This window comes from Nocardioides luteus (assembly GCF_014648595.1).
Classification (GTDB): domain Bacteria; phylum Actinomycetota; class Actinomycetes; order Propionibacteriales; family Nocardioidaceae; genus Nocardioides; species Nocardioides luteus.
Map to the genome: position 1 here is coordinate 146,574 of NZ_BMRK01000009.1, position 16,619 is coordinate 163,192.

Here is a 16,619-nt window from a genome sequence, read left to right on the forward strand (position 1 = left end):
AGATCGTCGGATGTCCAGGGCTTGTGGGGGGCGCTGGGCATCCGACTCCTTGGTTTTGCGGTTCGCCCGAGCCTTCCCGTCCCGGTGGTCGAGCCCGTCGAGGCCCGCCCGCTCACCGAGGTACCTCGGTGAACAGTCACCTCCCTCGGCGAACTCCACCAAGGAAGTGCATGCGCACCGACGTAACTCGGTGAACGGCCGGGGCGGGGCGGCCGAGGCGGATGCTGACCGAGGTACCTCGGTGAACAGTCACCTCCCTCGGCGAACTCCACGAAGGAAGTGCGCGCTCGCCGAGGTAACTCGGTGAACGGCCCGGCCAGCCGAGGGGTGGTGCGTAGCGAAGTACCTCGGGCGAGCGTCCGGCCGCGCCGAGCGCAACCGTTCCAGTACGCAACAGGGCGGGAAGAGCCTCTCGACTCTTCCCGCCCTGTCTTTCAGCGTGTGATCGGTCAGAACACCGCAGCGACGGCGCTGGTCAGCGAGTCACCGATCTTCTCGAGCAGGTTGCGGTCGTCCTCCTCGGCAGGAGTCTCCTCCTCCTCGGCGGCGTCCTCGGTGGCCTTCTCAGCGGGGCTCTCCGACTTGGTCGGCTCCGCCTCCTCGACAGGCTCCTCGGACTTCTCCTCAACCGGGGCCTCGGACTGCTTCTCGTCGCCACCCGGCAGAACCTTGTCCAGACCCGGGAGCAGCGGCGACTTCTCCTCGGACGGCTCCTCCGAGGGCTCCTCGGACGGCTCCGTCGAGCTCGGCTCGTCGGCCGGAGCGTCGGACCTGTCCTTGCCCGGAGTGCTCGAACGAATCGTGGGACGCTGCCGCTCCGCAGGCTCAGTCTCAGTCTCCTGACCCGTTCCGGCCTCCGAGGTGTTGCCTGCCTCGTCAGTCGCGGTTACCGCAGCGGTGATGTCGCCCGCCAACAGTGCGAGGTAATCGACATTGACGCTCGTCTCGCCTGTCACGGAACCGCGCGCCGGGAGGAGCCCCCCAGTGACCGTGACGTCGTACTTGATGGACGATGCGCGCGACTGGTTGTCAGTGCTGGCACCCCAAGACACACGGACCGTGTCGTTGTCGATGCGCTCGATCTTGACGTTTGACGGAACCTTCGGCGCCTCAGTGTCTTCAACGAGCGTGGTGCCCTTGATAGAGGCGATGCTCGACGACTTGTCGACGATGTCTACAGCAACGACGTTGAAGATGTAGGTCGTCTCAGGATCGAGGCCTTCGATGTAGAGGTCCGTTCCGTCGGTCTCGTCGGATCCACCTCGACCACCGTCTTCCGGCATCCAATTGATCTCGTAGTGGTCAACGCCAGAGTCATCGGTCGACGACTTCCACGACAGGTCAGCCGTCGTGCTCGTGATGTGCTCGATCTTCAACTGCCCCGGCTCGGACGGGTTCTCGGTGTCGTCCTTCGTCGAGCACTGAACCTCAGACCAATCGGAGTTGTTGCCATCCCTGTCGGTGGCCCTTACCTCGAACTCGTAGTCCGTGCCAGGGGTTAGCCCCTTGAACACGCCACCGAGGCCCATGGTCTCTTGCCGGTCGATGCGCGGACGACCATCGATGGTGTAAGAAACGTCCTCGTCCTTGTCGTCCTTCGCCTTCGGCCAAGACAGACGAATCTCGGTCGGGCTGAGGACCTCACACTTCACATCGCCCATGACGGGGTTGGGAGACGTGTTGTCCTCGTCGTCGCCGCCATCGTCGTCGCCACCGCCATCGCCATCGCCATCACCAGGCGGGCAGATGAGCGGAAGCCAGCAGGTCTCGTCCTCGCCTTCGTCGCCACCGTCACCCTCACCCGGGTCCGTCGGCGGGTCCGTCGGAGTCGGCTCCGGCTCCTGGCACATCGTCAGATCCGGACGGATCTCACACACGTCCACACCGGCACCCGGAGGACGAGTGTCCTCACAGGCGCTCGGGTCGAGCTCACAGGTCGGGGTGCTGCCCGAGGGGACGTTGCCCGCAGGGATGAAGGTCACGCCGGTGTTGGCGGCCGGGACGATGTCGTTCGGGTCGGCCTCGTCCGAAGCGGACTCGGACTCCGACGGCTTCTCCTCGGGCTCCAGCGTGTCAGGATCGCTGGGGAGCGAGGACTCCCCGGTCGTCGGATCCTTCTTCTCCGGCGAGCTCTGCGGGTCACCGTTGACGGTGCACGAGAACAAGACGAGCAGCAGAATCAGAATGATTGCGCCTATGACGATCCCGCCGATTGTGCGGTTTCGCGCAGTGGTTTCCATACCGAGGATGTCCCTCCCAAGATCAACGCCGAGGGGACGGTCCGACCTCAACTACCCGAGGGTCGCCGTCCAGCCAGGGCATTGAATCGCTTTACCAATGACCGGCACAACGACATAAGCCCGAGTTTGCTATGCCGTGTGCCACAACGTTTTCCGAACCGGGACCATTGGCCCATCCCCGGCGTGTTGCTCAGCCGATGGAGTTGCCCGCAGAACCGAGATGCTGGGCTCCCTCGACCACCCGAGCAGCCATTCCGGCTTCAGCGAGCTTGCCCCAGACGCGAGGATCGTACTGCTTCTTGTTTCCGACCTCGCCGTCGACCTTGAGTACGCCGTCGTAGTTGGCCAGCATGTGGCCGGCGACGGGTCGGGTGTAGGCGTACTGGGTGTCGGTGTCGATGTTCATCTTGACCACGCCGTAGGACACCGCCTCGGCGATCTCCTCGGCGCTGGAGCCCGAGCCGCCGTGGAAGACGAGGTCGAACGGCTTGGAGCCGGCGGGCAGACCCAGCTTGGCGACGACCGCGTCCTGGGCGTCGCGCAGGATCGAGGGACGGAGCTTGACGTTGCCCGGCTTGTAGACACCGTGCACGTTGCCGAAGGTGAGCGCGGTCAGGTAGCCCTCGGTGCCGAGCGCCTCGGCGGTGGCGATGGCGTCCTCGGGGGTCGAGTAGAGCTTGTCGTCGATCGCGCCGACGATGCCGTCCTCCTCGCCACCGACGACACCGACCTCGATCTCGAGCAGGATGTGGGCCGACTTGGCCAGCGCCAGCAGCTCCTCGGCGATCTGCAGGTTCTCGTCGAGCGGCACCGCGGAGCCGTCCCACATGTGGCTCTGGAACAGCGGCAGCTCACCGCGCTGGACGCGCTCGGAGGAGAGCTCGAGCAGAGGACGTACGAAGCCGTCGAGCTTGTCCTTGGGGCAGTGGTCGGTGTGCAGCGCGATGTTGACGTCGTAGGACTTGGCGACCTCGGTCGCGTAGGCCGCGAAGGCCACCGAGCCGGTCACCATGTTCTTGACCGTGGGGCCGGAGAGGTATTCCGCGCCACCTGTGGAGATCTGGATGATGCCGTCCGAGCCCGCCTCCGCGAAGCCGGCCAGCGCCGCGTTGAGCGTCTGCGACGAGGAGACGTTGATCGCCGGGAAGGCGAACCCCTTCTCCTTCGCGGTCGCGAGCATCTCGGCGTACTTCTCGGGGGTGGCGATGGGCATCTGGGGGTCTCCTTGAGATCCGTTGTCGACCGGTGCGCTGGTGGCCAGCGTAATGGGCGTTCTACCGCCCGGTACCAACGCTCGGAGTTGGATCGATCAAGCAGGACAACCGATCTGCCACGAGATCCGTATCCACAGGTGAGACTGACCTTGGAGGCATCATGGACTGGCAGGAAACCCTCGAACGGGCGATCCCCCAACCCCCGCCCGCAGGACCGGACCCGGCCGCGCTCGTGGCGGACGGGAAGAGGCTCGTACGCCGCCGGCGGATCGCCGTCGTGGCCGGCACGGTCGCCGCGGTGATCGCGGTGGTCGGCATCGGCATGGTGGTCGACCCCGCGCGCGAGCGAGCCACCCCGACGCCGCCGATCGCGTCCCAGTCAGCCGGCGAAGAGACGGCCGAGGAGGAATGGCCGCCACCTGTCGACATCCCGTTGAGCGACCTGGCACCGGTCGCCTATGACTTCGGCACCGGCGAGACCACCTTCCAGGAGGGCTGGACCGAGGTCGACCGGGTCGGCCCGCTCACGTCCGGCAACAGACTGGCGGTCGCTGCGACGGACGGCACCACGACGATCTACGCCTTCTTCGACACGCCCTACGACATCGCCTTCGTCGACGCCGCCCGCACCTCGACCGAAGATCTCCGAGCCTGGGTCGACGGCCTCATGCTGAACCCGCTCGAGCCCATCTGGGAGAACGGCGAGCTCGAGGTCGGCAGCGGCGGCTGGGATGTCGTCCGAGAGATCTCCAACCCGCTCGGTTATGACGCGCCGTGGGAATCCGCTGCGGCGATCGTCGAGCGCGACGGCGCCCAACGCTGGCTCGTCCACAGCGGCGCCCGAGTCGGGATGTCCGAGGCCGAGGCCGACATCGAGCTCTACGCGATCCCGGGCCAGACCTTCGAGGAGTGGCTGTCGGACTACGAGAAGAAGAGTCGTCCGCAACTCAGCCCCGAGCACTCCCCCTTCAGCGGAACGACGACCACCACGGTCGAGTTCGGCTCCGGCTCGGAGCTAGTCCCTGCCGAGGAGAACGTCGCGATCCTCGAGCAGGCGGCTGAGCCGGACATTGCCGACCCCGCCTTCTCCGAGCGGGCGTCACGGACCGCGGTCGCTCGCATCCAGGTCGGAGAGCAGGAGCGCTACGTCCTGGCCCGCGAGCGTGACGGCGTCACGATGGCCGTTGCGTACTCCGTCGTCCCTGCTCCGCGCGCCGAGGACCGCCGGCCGCTCACCCTCGCGGAGTTCGCCGCTGCGCTAAACCAGAGCAGCTCCCCGGGACAGGGGCTGTGGCGATGAGCGCGCACGACGAGACCTTCACCGCGTTCGTCGCCGCTCGGCGACCGCACCTGGTGCGGGTGGCGTACGCGCTGTGCGGTGACTGGCACCGGGCCGACGACCTGGTGCAGACCGCGCTGGTCAAGCTGTACGCCTCGTGGCGGCGGGTGACGCCGGGATCGGAGGAGGCGTACGTCCGGACGATCCTGGTCCGGGCGCACATCGACCAGACCCGGCGGCCGTGGTGGAAGCGGGAGCGCTCGGGCGACCTGCCGGAACGGGCGGGCCCGGCTGCGCAGACCGAGCAGGTCGAGGACCGGTCGGAGCTCTTCGAGGCCCTGCAGGCGCTGCCCGAGATGCAGCGGAAGGTGGTCGTGCTGCGCCACTGGCTGCAGCTGTCGGTCGCCGAGACGGCGCGGGAGCTCCGCATCGGCGAGGGCACCGTGAAGAGCCACTCCTCGCGCGGCCTCGCGGCGCTGCGTACCCGTATGGAGTCGGGGGACGCGTCCCGAGCCTGATCGAGCAAGAACGGTCGGGCGGGCATGCTCCTGAGCGTCCTAGCCTCAGGAGCATGCCCAAGGTCACCTACTTCACCGCGACATCGCTGGACGGCTACATCGCCGACGAGAACAACGGGCTGGAGTGGCTCTACGAGACGCCCCACGGCGACGACGAGACGTCCTGGGAGCGGCTGATGGCGGAGTCGGCGGCGCTGGTGATCGGCGCCACGACGTACCGCTGGATGATCGACCATCACCCGGAGATGCTCACTGGACCGGAGCAGTGGCAGCAGTTCTACGAGGACCGGCCGGCGTGGGTGTTCACCCATGCGACCGACCTGCCGGCGATCCAGGGGACGGAGGTGCACTTCGTGCAGGGCGACGTGCGACCGGTGTACGACGAGGTCGCGGCCACCGTCGACGGCGGGATCTGGATCGTGGGCGGCGGGGACCTGGTCGGCCAGTTCGACGACGCCCGGCTGCTCGACGAGGTCGTGGTCGGGATCTGCCCGGTCACGCTGGGGGCCGGAGCGCCGCTGCTCCCCCGCCGGATCACCAGCGAGCGGATGCGGGTTCTGGACGTGATGCGGTCCGGCGAGCAGGTGAAGATCCGCTATCAGGTGGACCGGGCCTGAGGACCCCCGCTGCCGCCCGGCCCCGAGGCCACACTCCTGTTGAAGGAGCACATCCGGGCGACCCAAAGTAAACGTTAGCGGGTCGGGCAAGGGGCGCTGGCCAGCGGGGCGTAACTCGATTACAACCACCCGAATTGACTATGCCCCGATGGGCATACCGCTGGGAAGATTCAGCGGCCACATCCGACTGAATCGAAAGCACGATCAATGACTCGTCTTCGTGCCGGCGCCGTCGCGCCTGCGCAGAAGCCGATGATGCTCCCCCTCGTCCTGGGGCTCATCGTCGGCGTCTTCTCCCTCATCGGCCTCACCCCCGCCCCCGCCGGGGCGGCCGTTGCGTCGAAGCCCAAGGTGGGCACCTGCTACAACTACGGCTGGCAGGCCTACCAGGCCATGTCGCAGACCGGCAAGAAGGTCTCCTGCGGCAAGGCCCACACCGCCAAGACGATCGCGGTGGGCAAGCTCCTCTCGGGCACGACCCGCACCGAGGCCTCCATCCTGAGGCCGGCCAGCGCGGAGCACATCTCCAAGACGTGCATCCGCGCGCTGAAGGCGAAGCTGGGCAGCACGTACGCCAAGCGCAACCAGTCGGCGTACACCACCGCCTTCTACGTGCCGAACGCCGCGCAGTTCAAGGCCGGTCAGCGCTGGTTCCGCTGCGACGTCGTGCTGCCGGGCAAGGGCTCGCTGAAGAACCTGCCGACCAACCGGTCGAAGTTCCTCGAGGGCGTCGCGCTGACCCAGCGCACGCGCGGCTGCCTGAGCGGGAAGCTCCTCGGGCCGTACTCCTGCCTGAGCTCGCACAGCTACAAGTCGATCTCCGCGGTCAAGAAGTCGGGCACGGCCTATCCCTCGATGGCGTCGTTCCAGCGCGCGGTCGCCAAGAAGTGCCCGAGCCGGACGCGAGCCTTCGTGGCCCCGAGCAAGTACGAGTGGCAGACCGGCGACCACTGGGTCGTCTGCTTCGCGAAGACCAGCAAGTGACCCGCTGATCGCTCGCCGCTTTCGGTCCCCCGGGTTTCGCCCGGGGGGCCGTTGCTTTTCACGCGCGCCCGTCAGCCGCGCCAGGTCTCCTCGCCGGAGAGGTCGGCGTGCTGGACCACCCAGGAGTGCATCGCGATGGCCGCAGCGGCGGAGGCGTTGATCGACCGGGTCGAGCCGAACTGCGCGATCGAGAAGGTGCCGTCGACACTCGCCCGGGCCTGCTCGGAGAGACCGGGGCCCTCCTGCCCGAAGAGGAAGCAGACCGACCGCGGCAGCTCCATCGTCTCCAGGTGGAGCGAGCCTGGCAGATTGTCGATGCCGAGGAGGCGTACGTCTCGTTCATGGAGGTACGCGGCGAGAGCCGGCACGTCCGGGTGGTGATGGACGTGCTGGTAGCGGTCGGTGACCATCGCTCCGCGCCGGTTCCAGCGGCGGTTGCCGACGATGTGGACCTCGGCGGCGAGGAAGGCGTTGGCGGTGCGCACGATCGTCCCGATGTTGAAGTCGTGCTGCCAGTTCTCGATCGCGACGTGGAAGTCGTGGCGGCGCGTGTCGAGGTCGGCGACGATCGCCTCGAGGCTCCAGTAGCGGTAGCGGTCGACCACGTTGCGGCGGTCGCCCCTCGCGAGCAGCTCCGGGTCCCAGTGGTCGCCCTCGGGCCACTCCCCCTGCCACGGGCCGACACCGACCTCCGGCTGCCCATGGGGCATCGGGTCGTACGGCGCTCTGGGCTCGTCCTCGGACGGTGGTGTCTCGTTCATCGCCGAGTCACATTATTCGACAACAAGAGTTGTTACCTATGGGTACCGTAGTGGCCGTGACAGGTGTGGGGAGCTTTGCTCCGATGATGGCCGGATTGGAGTGGATGAGTCCGGACTTCCTCCTGGCGACATTCGGCGAGCCGCTCTTCTGGATCAGCCTGGTCATCATCTTCGTCGAGTGCGGGCTCTTCTTCCCGTTCCTGCCCGGCGACAGCCTGCTGATCGCCCTCGGGATCTTCATCGCGACCGGCAAGATCGACATCTTCTTCGGGCCGCCGGGGCTGGAGATCGTGATCGCGATGCTCTTCTTCCTCGCGGCCGCGTTCGCCGGCAACGTGACGGGCTACGAGATCGGTCGCAAGATCGGGCCGCGCCTCTATCAACGCAACGGCCGGCTCCTCAAGCAGAGCCATCTCGACCAGACCCGTGAGTTCTTCGACAAGCACGGCAGCAAGGCGCTGGTGATCGGCCGGTTCATCGCCTTCATCCGCACCTACGTCACCGTCGTCGCCGGCGTCACCCACATGGACCGCCGCAAGTTCTACGTCTGGAGCCTGGTCGGCGGCGCGCTCTGGGTGCTCACGATCACGCTGTTCGGCTTCTTCGTCGGGGCCCGCTGGCCCTGGCTGGCCGACAACATCGACTACCTGATCCTGCTGCTCTTCGCGCTCGCGTTCGCGCCGGCGATGGTGGAGTGGTTCCGCCGGCGGCGTACGGCTGCGCGGCTGGCGGCGGACGGCGACACGTCGGGCTCGGACGGGCCCTCGCTCGACTCTGCGGTCGCACCGCGCGCCCCGGCCGACGACGAGGCCGACCACCGCCTCGAGCGCGGCGCCGACCGCTGAGGCGCTACTTCTTCAGCGTGCCGCGCGCGAGCCGGTCGAGGGCCTCCTCGATCACGTCGCGCTGCTTGGTGAAGGTCCACCGGACCAGGTGCTTGCCCGCGTCGGAATCGTAGAAGCCCTGCAGCGGGATCGCCACGACCCCGGCCCGGTCGGGCAGCGCCTCGCAGAACTCGAGCCCGTCGCGCCAGCCCAGGTCGGAGATGTCGGAGACCGCGAAGTAGGTGCCCTCCGGGATCGTCACGTCCAGGCCGATCTGCTTCAGCCCGTCGCAGAGGAGGTCGCGCCGCTCCTGCAGGTCGAGCGCGAGCTCTTTGGGCCAGCGGTCGAGGTGGTCGAGGGCGTACGCAGCGGCCGGCTGCAGCGGCGCACCCGAGGTGAACGTCATCCACTGCTTGGCGCCGAGCAGCGCCTGGACGAGGTGTTCCGGGCCGGTCGCCCAGCCGACCTTCCAGCCGGTGAACGAGAACGACTTGCCGATGCTCGACAGGGTCAGGGTGCGCTCGCGCATGCCGGGGAGCGTGGCGATCGGGATGTGATCGGTGCCGTCGAACGTCAGGTGCTCGTAGACCTCGTCCGAGACGACGACGAGGTCGTGGTCGCGCGCGAAGGTGGCGACGGTCTCGAGCTCCTCGCGGGTGAGCACGGTGCCGGTCGGGTTGTGCGGGGAGTTGAGCAGCAGCATCTTCGACTTCTCCGAGGCGGCTGCCTCGAGGGCCTCGCGCGGGAGCCGGCCACCCTCGGCCGAGGCGTCCAGGCTGAGCGTCACCGGGCGACGTACGCCGCCGGCGAACTGCACCATGGCCGGGTAGCTGTCGTAGTAGGGCTCGACGAGGATCACCTCGTCGCCCGGGTCGACCAGGGCGAGGATCGCCGTCGCGATCCCCTCGGTGGCACCGGTGGTCACCGCCACCTCGCGCGCGGGGTCGAAGGTGAGGTCGTAGTGGCGCTGCTGATGGGCGGCGACCGCCTCCCGCAGCGCCGGGATGCCGGGGCCCGGGGCGTACTGGTTGCGTCCGTCGTGCAGCGCGGAGACGGCCTCCTCGATGATCCGCTCCGGACCGTCCACGTCGGGGAAGCCCTGGCCGAGGTTGACGGCGCCGGTGGCGACCGCCAGCGCGGACATCTGGGAGAAGATCGTCGGCGGGATGCCGTCGAGTCGTCGCGCGGTCACGGTCGTTCGCTGGCGCTCACTCATGGGACTTAGGCTATTCACCGTGACAACCGACGCTGCCCTCGCTGCCGACATCGACGCCACCTGCCGCCTCCACGGGGAGTTCACCCTCCGCTCGGGGCAGGTCAGCGACACCTACTTCGACAAGTACCTCTTCGAGGCGGACCCGGCTCTGCTGGACCGGGTGGCGGCGCGGATGGTGGAGCTGCTGCCGGAGGACACCGAGCTGCTCGGCGGTCTCGAGCTCGGCGGCATCCCGATCGTGACCATGGTGTCGGCCAAGACCGGCATCCCGGCGACCTTCATCCGGAAGAAGGCCAAGGAGTACGGCACGGCCAAGCTCGCCGAGGGGCCGTCCTTCTCCGGGAAGAAGGTCACGCTGATCGAGGACGTGATCACCTCCGGTGGTGCCGTGCGTGACGCGGTCAACGCGCTGCGGCCGCTTGGCGCGATCGTGGACACTGTCGTGTGTGCGATCGACCGGTCGCCCGAGCCCGGTGAGTCCCTGCGTGACGTCTCGCTGGAGATCCGCTCCGTGCTGACCCGGGCCGACCTCGACGCGGTCAACGCGGCCTCCTAGGGGCTCCAAGACCTCGGTCGCTAGGCTTCGGCCGCCCGGCCCCACCCCGAACCACTTCGAAGAGAGCCTCATGATCCTCACCGCCACCCAGCCCGAGGAGCTCACCGGCGTCGCCGGCTGGGCGGTCGACCTGATGGACAAGCTCGGCCCCGTCGGCGCCGGACTCGGCATCGCCCTGGAGAACCTCTTCCCGCCCCTGCCCTCCGAGATCATCCTGCCGCTGGCCGGGTTCACCGCCGCCCAGGGACGCTTCACCATCGCCGAGGCGCTGATCTGGACCACGCTGGGATCGGTCGTGGGTGCGCTGGCGCTCTACCTCGTCGGCGCCCTCATCGGCCGCGAGCGCGTCTACTGGGTCGGCGAGAAGCTCCCCCTGGTCAAGACCTCCGACCTGGAGAAGACCGAAGCCTTCTTCGAGAAGTACGGCGCCTGGACGGTCTTCTTCGGCCGCTTCATCCCGATCTTCCGGTCCCTGATCTCGGTCCCGGCCGGGGTCACCCGGATGCCGATCTGGAAGTTCCTGCTCCTGACCACCATCGGCTCCGCGGTCTGGAACACCATCTTCGTCGTCGCCGGCTACCAGCTCGGCGACAACTGGGAGAAGGTCGAACCGATCGTCGGTCGCTTCCAGAACATCGTCATCGCCGTCGTCGTCATCGCGGTCGTGGCCTGGGTCGGGTTCCGAATCTACAAGCTCGTCCGCGGCACCGAGAACGGCGCCAAGGACGACACCTACGTCTCCTAGAGCTGGTGATGCGTCGGTGGGGTCGGACCCGCCGGCGGCGTCGGCCCCACGGGCGGGGCGCCCGGGACCGACTGGGGCTGCAGGGGGTCGCCGGGGGTCCGGTGGGCGAACCAGTGACCTGCTCTGCCTGCGTACAACATCACCAGCGCGGCGATGATCAGCGCCGGGTAGACGATCGTGATGAGCGAGAGCAGCGCGGCCAGCGAGCCGACGACGGTGAGCAGGATGCGGGCGGGTCTGGAGCGGAAGAGCACCCAGATCCCCAGCACGGTCGAGATCAGGCTCAGCACGCCGCAGACGATGAACCAGATCACCATCACCAGCGTGACGTCCTTGTCCGAGGACGTCGGGTCGTTGTAGTCGGAGATTCCCGCCGGCACCATGAACAGCGTGATCAGCAGCGCGGTCACCGAGCCGACGATCGTCATCACCGAGGCCGCGGTGACCGTTCCCGGGCGCGCGTCGGGGTCGGGCGGCGGGTAGTAGGGACGGTACGCCGGAGGCTGCTGCCCCATCGCGTACTGACCGTAGGCCGGGGGCACCTGGCCGTACGCGGGCGGCACCTGGCCGTAGCCCTGGGGCTGCTGGCCCCACCCCTGGGGCTGCGCCGGCTGCTGGGGTGCCGGCTGCTGGGGTGTGGGCTGCTGCGGCGAGGCGTACGGCGTCGGGGGCGGCGGCTCCTGCCCCTGGAACGGCGGCTTGCCGCCGTAGGGGTTGTCGAAGGAGCCGTACTGATCTGACATGCGGCGGAGCCTATCCGGCCGGTGGGGTCACCGGCGCGGCTTTAAGCCCTCGACCCTTCGCTTCGGCCGCGGAACCACGCGTTGACCTCGGGACGCAGCAGGAACGAGAAGGTCGCCACCGCGGCACCGAAGAGGACCACCGCCGGCGGGAACGCGAGGGCGAAGAGGAGCAGGGTGAGCCCCGAGACACCGGCGGAGATCATCAGCGCGACCCGGGCCCAGGAGTGGCGGCGCAGCGCGAGGGCCGCGAAGACTCCCGCGGCGATGCAGACCAGGGTCACCAGGACGGCCATCACCCAGGCCGAGGCGACGATGACGTCGGTGGTGTAGAGCTGCGCGACCTCGCGCATCGCCGGGTCGCTCTCCGCCTGCTTGCGCACCTGCTCGAGGATCAGGTCGGGGTTGGCCGTCGCGGTCACCGCCGAGGCGAGCATCATCAGCGCGGTGAACCCGGAGCCGATCCAGGTCAGCGCGGCCGCGGCCATCACCGCACCCGGGCGGCGCGTCGGCGCTGCGGCGGTCTGCTGGGCCACCGGGCCGCTCCACGGCGGCGGCTGGCGCTCGGAGAGCCGGACCCCGGACGACACCTCTGTAGGACCGGTGGTCGAGCCTGTCGAGACCTCCCGCTCCCCGGTGGTCGAGCCTGTCGAGACCTCCCGCGTCCCGGTGGTCGAGGCTGCCGAGGCCTCCCGCTCGACCGGCGCGACCCCGTCGAACCAGTCACGCGTGGGCGACATCCACAGGAGCACGACGGCGACAGCCGCCATCGTCGACCAGAAGCCTCCGGCGAACATCCCGGTGAAGAAGAGCGGCGCCGCGATGACCGTGAGCGCGAGCCGGGCCTGCTTGCTGCGCTTCAGCACGTGCCAGCCGAGGATCACCGCCGCGGCCGCCATCGCACCGGTGACCAGCGCCATCACGTGCATGATGTCGAGGATGCTGTTGAGGTCGATGCCCGTACCGGCCAGCGGCGGCTCGGCCAGCACCTTCTCCACCCGCTCCCGAGTGTCCAGGCTGCGCAGCCCGGCGATCTGGTCCCAGGCCGTCACCACGGTGAGCAGGGAGCCGAGCACGATGAGCCACCCGGCGAGGGTGGCCTGACCGGGGCGGGGAAGCTTCGTTTCAGACATGTTGGAAGTCATTTTCTCATCCCGGCCAACCCTGCTCGCGGCGAGGGCGCACCCCGGTCTGCCGAGAGGGCGCCCCGGTCGCCCGAGGCGTCACTCGCGCTGGTCGAGTGGGCGGGTGGCTGCCGTCTCGGCCGACGTACGTGACGCCTCGGCCGACGGGGGTGACGCCTCGGCACGGTCTGCGCGAAGGCGGTCGAAAGCCTTGGGCGCGACGATCGTGGGGAGCGCTGCGGCGATCTCCTTCGCGCACGCGGCGGGGGTGGCCGTGGTGGTGTCGACCCGGAGGTCGCGGTCGCCGTGGGCGTACACGAGGGTCTGAGACCTGGCGAGCCCGGCCGGCCGGTCGCCGCGGGCGGTCTCACGCCGTTCGAGCTCGTCGGGTGCGCACCAGACATCGACGAGGGTGACGTCGTAGCCGTCGAGCACCTCGAGCAGGTCGTCGAGGCGCCAGGTCTCGCTGAGCGGGTAGTCCATGATCACGTCGTTGCCGGCCGAGGCCAGCGCGGCGACGGCGCGGTGGTAGCCGAGTCGCGTACGCCGCAGCATCTCCGCGATCTCGGTGTCGTCGAGCACCCGCGTGTGCACCGTCGACCGCATCCCGCTGATCTCGTCGACCGGCACGAAGAACCACGGGTCCTCCAGCAGCGGCAGCAGCTCGCGCCCGACGCTGCTCTTGCCCGAGCTCGACGCGCCGTTGAGCAGGATGATCCGTCCGGTGGGCACGCGGCGAGCCTAGTGCCCGGCGGTTCAGCGCACCTCGAGATGGTCTGTCGGGTCCTCGCCCAGGGCGTGCAGGGCGCGCGCAGGGGTTCGATCATCCCGCCAAGAATGCACTTGTGGGCGACGAAACTGGAGTTTCGTCGCCCACAAGTGCTGTTTCGACCGTCAGAAGTGCCGACTCGGCGGGTGGGGTCAGCCCTTCAGGGTGAGACCGTCGCCGTCTCGGTCGACGATGACCTCGCCACCGTCGGAGATCTCACCGCCGATGAGCATCCGGGCGAGCGGGTCGCCGATGGCGGACTGGATGAGGCGGCGCAGGGGCCGGGCTCCGTACGCCGGGTCGTAGCCGGTCTCGGCGAGCCACTCCCGAGCCTCGGGGGTGACGGAGATCGAGATGCGACGAGCGGCGAGGCGCTTCTCGAGCATGCCGAGCTGGATGTCGACGATCTTGGTGAGGTCGGCGAGCGAGAGGGCGTCGAACATGACGACCTCGTCGAGGCGGTTGAGGAACTCGGGCTTGAACGACGCCCGAACCACCGCCATCACCGACTCCCGCTTCTCGTGGTCCTCCATGACCGGGTCGACCAGGAAGTTCGAGCCGAGGTTGGAGGTGAGGATGAGGAGGGTGTTGCGGAAGTCGATCGTGCGACCCTGGCCGTCGGTGAGCCGGCCGTCGTCGAGCACCTGCAGCAGGATGTCGAAGACCTCGGGGTGGGCCTTCTCGACCTCGTCGAGCAGCACCACCGAGTAGGGGCGGCGGCGCACCGCCTCGGTGAGCTGACCGCCCTCGTCGTAACCGACGTAGCCCGGAGGCGCTCCGACGAGCCGGGCGACCGAGTGCTTCTCGGAGTACTCGGACATGTCGATGCGTACGATCGCGCGCTCGTCGTCGAAGAGGAAGTCGGCCAGCGACTTGGCGAGCTCGGTCTTACCGGTGCCGGTCGGCCCGAGGAAGAGGAACGAGCCGGTGGGGCGGTTGGGGTCGGCGATGCCCGCTCGGGAGCGGCGTACGGCGTCGGCGACCGCGGTGACCGCGGACTTCTGCCCGATCAGCCGGCGACCGATCTCCTTCTCCATCTCGAGCAGCTTCGCCTGCTCGCCCTGGAGCATCTTGCCGGTCGGGATGCCGGTCCAGGCCTCGACCACCTCGGCGATCTGCTGGGCCGCGACCTCCTCGCCGACCAGCCGGTCGGTGACCTCGTCCTCGACGGCGGCTGCCTTGGCGATCTGCTCCTCGAGGGCCGGGATCTTGCCGTAGAGGATCTCGGAGGCCTCTCCCAGCGAGCCTTCACGCTGCAGCCGCTCGGCCTCGATGCGCAGCGCGTCGAGCTGCTTGCGCAGGGCGCCTTCGCCCTCGAGCGAAGCCTTCTCCTGCTCCCAGCGAGCCTCCAGCGCGCGCAGCTCCTCCTCCTTGTCGGCGAGCTCCTTGCGCAGCGCGGCGTGGCGCTCGAGCGAGGCGTCGTCAGACTCCTTGGAGAGCGCGAACTCCTCCATCTTCAGCCGGTCGACGCTGCGGCGGAGCTGGTCGATCTCCTCCGGGGAGGACTCGATCTCCATCCGCAGCCGGGAGGCGGCCTCGTCGATGAGGTCGATCGCCTTGTCGGGCAGCTGGCGGCCGGTGATGTAGCGGTCGGAGAGGGACGCCGCGGCCACCAGCGCGGCATCGGTGATGCGGACACCGTGGTGGGCCTCGTACTTCTCCTGGATGCCGCGCAGGATCTGGACGGTGTCCTCGACCGACGGCTCACCGACGAAGACCTGCTGGAAGCGGCGCTCCAGCGCGGGGTCCTTCTCGATGCGCTCGCGGTATTCGTCGAGCGTGGTCGCGCCGATCATGTGGAGCTCACCTCGGGCGAGCATCGGCTTGAGCATGTTGCCGGCGTCCATCGCGGAGTCGCCACCGGCACCCGCGCCGACGACGGTGTGGAGCTCGTCGATGAAGGTGATGACCTGCCCCTCGGCGGCCTTGATCTCCTCCAGGACGGCCTTGAGGCGCTCCTCGAACTGGCCGCGGTACTGCGCACCGGCGACCATCGCCGCCAGGTCGAGCGAGAGGACGCGGCGACCCTTCAGGGAGTCGGGTACGTCGCCGGCGATGATCCGCTGCGCGAGGCCTTCGACGACGGCCGTCTTGCCGACGCCGGGCTCGCCGATGAGGACCGGGTTGTTCTTGGTGCGGCGGCTGAGGACCTGGATGACGCGGCGGATCTCGGAGTCGCGGCCGATGACCGGGTCGAGCTTGCCGCGCTCGGCGGCCTCGGTGAGGTCCTGGGAGTACTTCTCCAGCGCCTCGTAGGAGTCCTCGGCGTCCTGGCTGGTCACCCGGCGGTTGCCGCGTACTGCCGTGAGCGACTCACGAAGGCCCTTCTCGGTGAGCCCGGCCTTCTTGAGCACCTTCTGCGCCGACGACTCGACCGTGGCCAGCGAGATCAGCATGTGCTCGGTCGCGGCGTAGTCGTCCTTCATCGACGTGGCCAGCGTGATCGCCCCCGCCAGGACGCGGGTCAGCGCACCCGAGGCCGCGGGCTGCTGCACCGTCGACCCACTGGCACGCGGGAGCCCGGCGAGCTCGGCCTCGGCCGCACGCCTCAGCTCGTCGGCGTCCACCCCGGACTTGCTGACCATCGAGGTCGCGGTGCCCTCGTCCTGCAGCAGCGCGCCGAGCAGATGGACCGGCTCGGTCGAGGTGTTGCCCGCCGTCGTGGCGGAGAGCTGCGCGGCCTCGATCGCCTCGCGAGCCCTGGTGGTGAACTTGTCTGCCGAAAACTGGCTCATCAGTGTCTGCACTCCTCCCGGGTGAACGCCCAAGTCTGTCGCGAGTGCCCATCACCCGCATCCATCTCAACACAACCAAAGTTGAGTCTGTTCCACTCAACTTTGAAAAGTCTAGGCGGTCGCTGTCAATCCGCCGACTCGGCGCATCTGCCCCACGTACGGACGCCCAGTCGGCGCAACTGCCTCACAAAACGCCCGTAGACTCAGGGATTTGGGGCAAACGCGCCGACTCGGCGTCTCACAACGAGGCAGACGCGCCGACTCGGCGACCTACAGCGGGGCAGATGCGCCGACTCG

At 68.6% G+C, this 16,619-nt stretch carries 15 protein-coding genes; 7 read left to right on the forward strand and 8 right to left on the reverse strand.

Translation table 11 applies throughout. The annotated features are described in order from the left end of the window. Positions 1-449 precede the first annotated feature (449 nt). Together IEY81_RS13285 and fbaA are read right to left on the reverse strand one after the other, a co-directional pair. Positions 450-2,240: a fibronectin type III domain-containing protein gene (locus tag IEY81_RS13285; protein WP_189118951.1), complete on the reverse strand. Its 1,791-nt coding sequence runs from the start codon at positions 2,238-2,240 to the stop codon at positions 450-452. Positions 2,241-2,430: 190 nt separating this feature from the next. Beyond that, positions 2,431-3,453, reverse strand: a complete 1,023-nt coding sequence (fbaA, locus tag IEY81_RS13290) for a class II fructose-bisphosphate aldolase (RefSeq protein ID WP_189118952.1) — start codon at positions 3,451-3,453, stop codon at positions 2,431-2,433. 161 nt (positions 3,454-3,614) lie between these two features. Here fbaA and IEY81_RS13295 point away from each other — a divergent pair, with 161 nt between their 5' ends. The 4 genes from IEY81_RS13295 to IEY81_RS13310 all read left to right on the forward strand — a co-directional run bounded on the left by IEY81_RS13295 (position 3,615) and on the right by IEY81_RS13310 (position 6,852). After that, entirely contained in the window at positions 3,615-4,754 is a 1,140-nt protein-coding gene (locus IEY81_RS13295) for a hypothetical protein (protein WP_189118953.1), read from the forward strand. Then, complete coding sequence (locus IEY81_RS13300) at positions 4,751-5,251, forward strand: SigE family RNA polymerase sigma factor (RefSeq protein WP_189118954.1); 501 nt, start codon at positions 4,751-4,753, stop codon at positions 5,249-5,251. The genes IEY81_RS13295 and IEY81_RS13300 overlap by 4 nt, the downstream gene beginning before the upstream one ends. A 53-nt stretch (positions 5,252-5,304) precedes the next feature. Further along, positions 5,305-5,868: a dihydrofolate reductase family protein gene (locus IEY81_RS13305; protein WP_189118955.1), complete on the forward strand. Its 564-nt coding sequence runs from the start codon at positions 5,305-5,307 to the stop codon at positions 5,866-5,868. Between the two features lie 207 nt (positions 5,869-6,075). Next, entirely contained in the window at positions 6,076-6,852 is a 777-nt protein-coding gene (locus tag IEY81_RS13310; RefSeq protein ID WP_189118956.1) for a septum formation family protein, read from the forward strand. A 71-nt stretch (positions 6,853-6,923) separates the two neighbouring features. Here the strand turns inward: IEY81_RS13310 and IEY81_RS13315 are convergent, their stop codons facing one another. After that, positions 6,924-7,613, reverse strand: coding sequence for a TrmH family RNA methyltransferase (locus tag IEY81_RS13315; RefSeq protein WP_189118957.1), 690 nt, complete (start codon positions 7,611-7,613; stop codon positions 6,924-6,926). Between the two features lie 86 nt (positions 7,614-7,699). Here IEY81_RS13315 and IEY81_RS13320 point away from each other — a divergent pair, with 86 nt between their 5' ends. Then, positions 7,700-8,458, forward strand: a complete 759-nt coding sequence (locus IEY81_RS13320; RefSeq protein WP_229787824.1) for a DedA family protein — start codon at positions 7,700-7,702, stop codon at positions 8,456-8,458. A 4-nt stretch (positions 8,459-8,462) separates the two neighbouring features. Here IEY81_RS13320 and IEY81_RS13325 read toward each other — a convergent pair whose 3' ends face one another. Then, on the reverse strand, positions 8,463-9,653 hold the full coding sequence (locus IEY81_RS13325) for an aminotransferase class I/II-fold pyridoxal phosphate-dependent enzyme (RefSeq protein WP_229787826.1): 1,191 nt from the start codon (positions 9,651-9,653) through the stop codon (positions 8,463-8,465). Between the two features lie 19 nt (positions 9,654-9,672). Here IEY81_RS13325 and pyrE point away from each other — a divergent pair, with 19 nt between their 5' ends. Then, on the forward strand, positions 9,673-10,209 hold the full coding sequence (gene pyrE, locus IEY81_RS13330) for an orotate phosphoribosyltransferase (protein WP_189118959.1): 537 nt from the start codon (positions 9,673-9,675) through the stop codon (positions 10,207-10,209). 70 nt (positions 10,210-10,279) lie between these two features. Continuing rightward, positions 10,280-10,954, forward strand: coding sequence for a DedA family protein (locus IEY81_RS13335; protein WP_189118960.1), 675 nt, complete (start codon positions 10,280-10,282; stop codon positions 10,952-10,954). On the opposite strand, the gene IEY81_RS13340 is transcribed toward IEY81_RS13335, so the two are convergent. The 4 genes from IEY81_RS13340 to clpB form a co-directional block, all read right to left on the reverse strand. Beyond that, positions 10,951-11,697 carry a hypothetical protein gene (locus tag IEY81_RS13340; RefSeq protein ID WP_189118961.1) on the reverse strand — a complete coding sequence of 249 codons (747 nt, stop codon included), beginning with the start codon at positions 11,695-11,697 and terminating at the stop codon, positions 10,951-10,953. The two genes, IEY81_RS13335 and IEY81_RS13340, sit on opposite strands and share 4 nt — an antisense overlap. 41 nt (positions 11,698-11,738) lie before the next feature. Then, on the reverse strand, positions 11,739-12,827 hold the full coding sequence (locus IEY81_RS13345) for a hypothetical protein (protein ID WP_189118962.1): 1,089 nt from the start codon (positions 12,825-12,827) through the stop codon (positions 11,739-11,741). 90 nt (positions 12,828-12,917) lie between these two features. Further along, positions 12,918-13,550: a chloramphenicol phosphotransferase CPT family protein gene (locus tag IEY81_RS13350; protein ID WP_189118963.1), complete on the reverse strand. Its 633-nt coding sequence runs from the start codon at positions 13,548-13,550 to the stop codon at positions 12,918-12,920. Between the two features lie 189 nt (positions 13,551-13,739). Beyond that, positions 13,740-16,322: an ATP-dependent chaperone ClpB gene (clpB, locus tag IEY81_RS13355; protein ID WP_189118964.1), complete on the reverse strand. Its 2,583-nt coding sequence runs from the start codon at positions 16,320-16,322 to the stop codon at positions 13,740-13,742. Between the last annotated feature and the right edge of the window lie 297 nt (positions 16,323-16,619).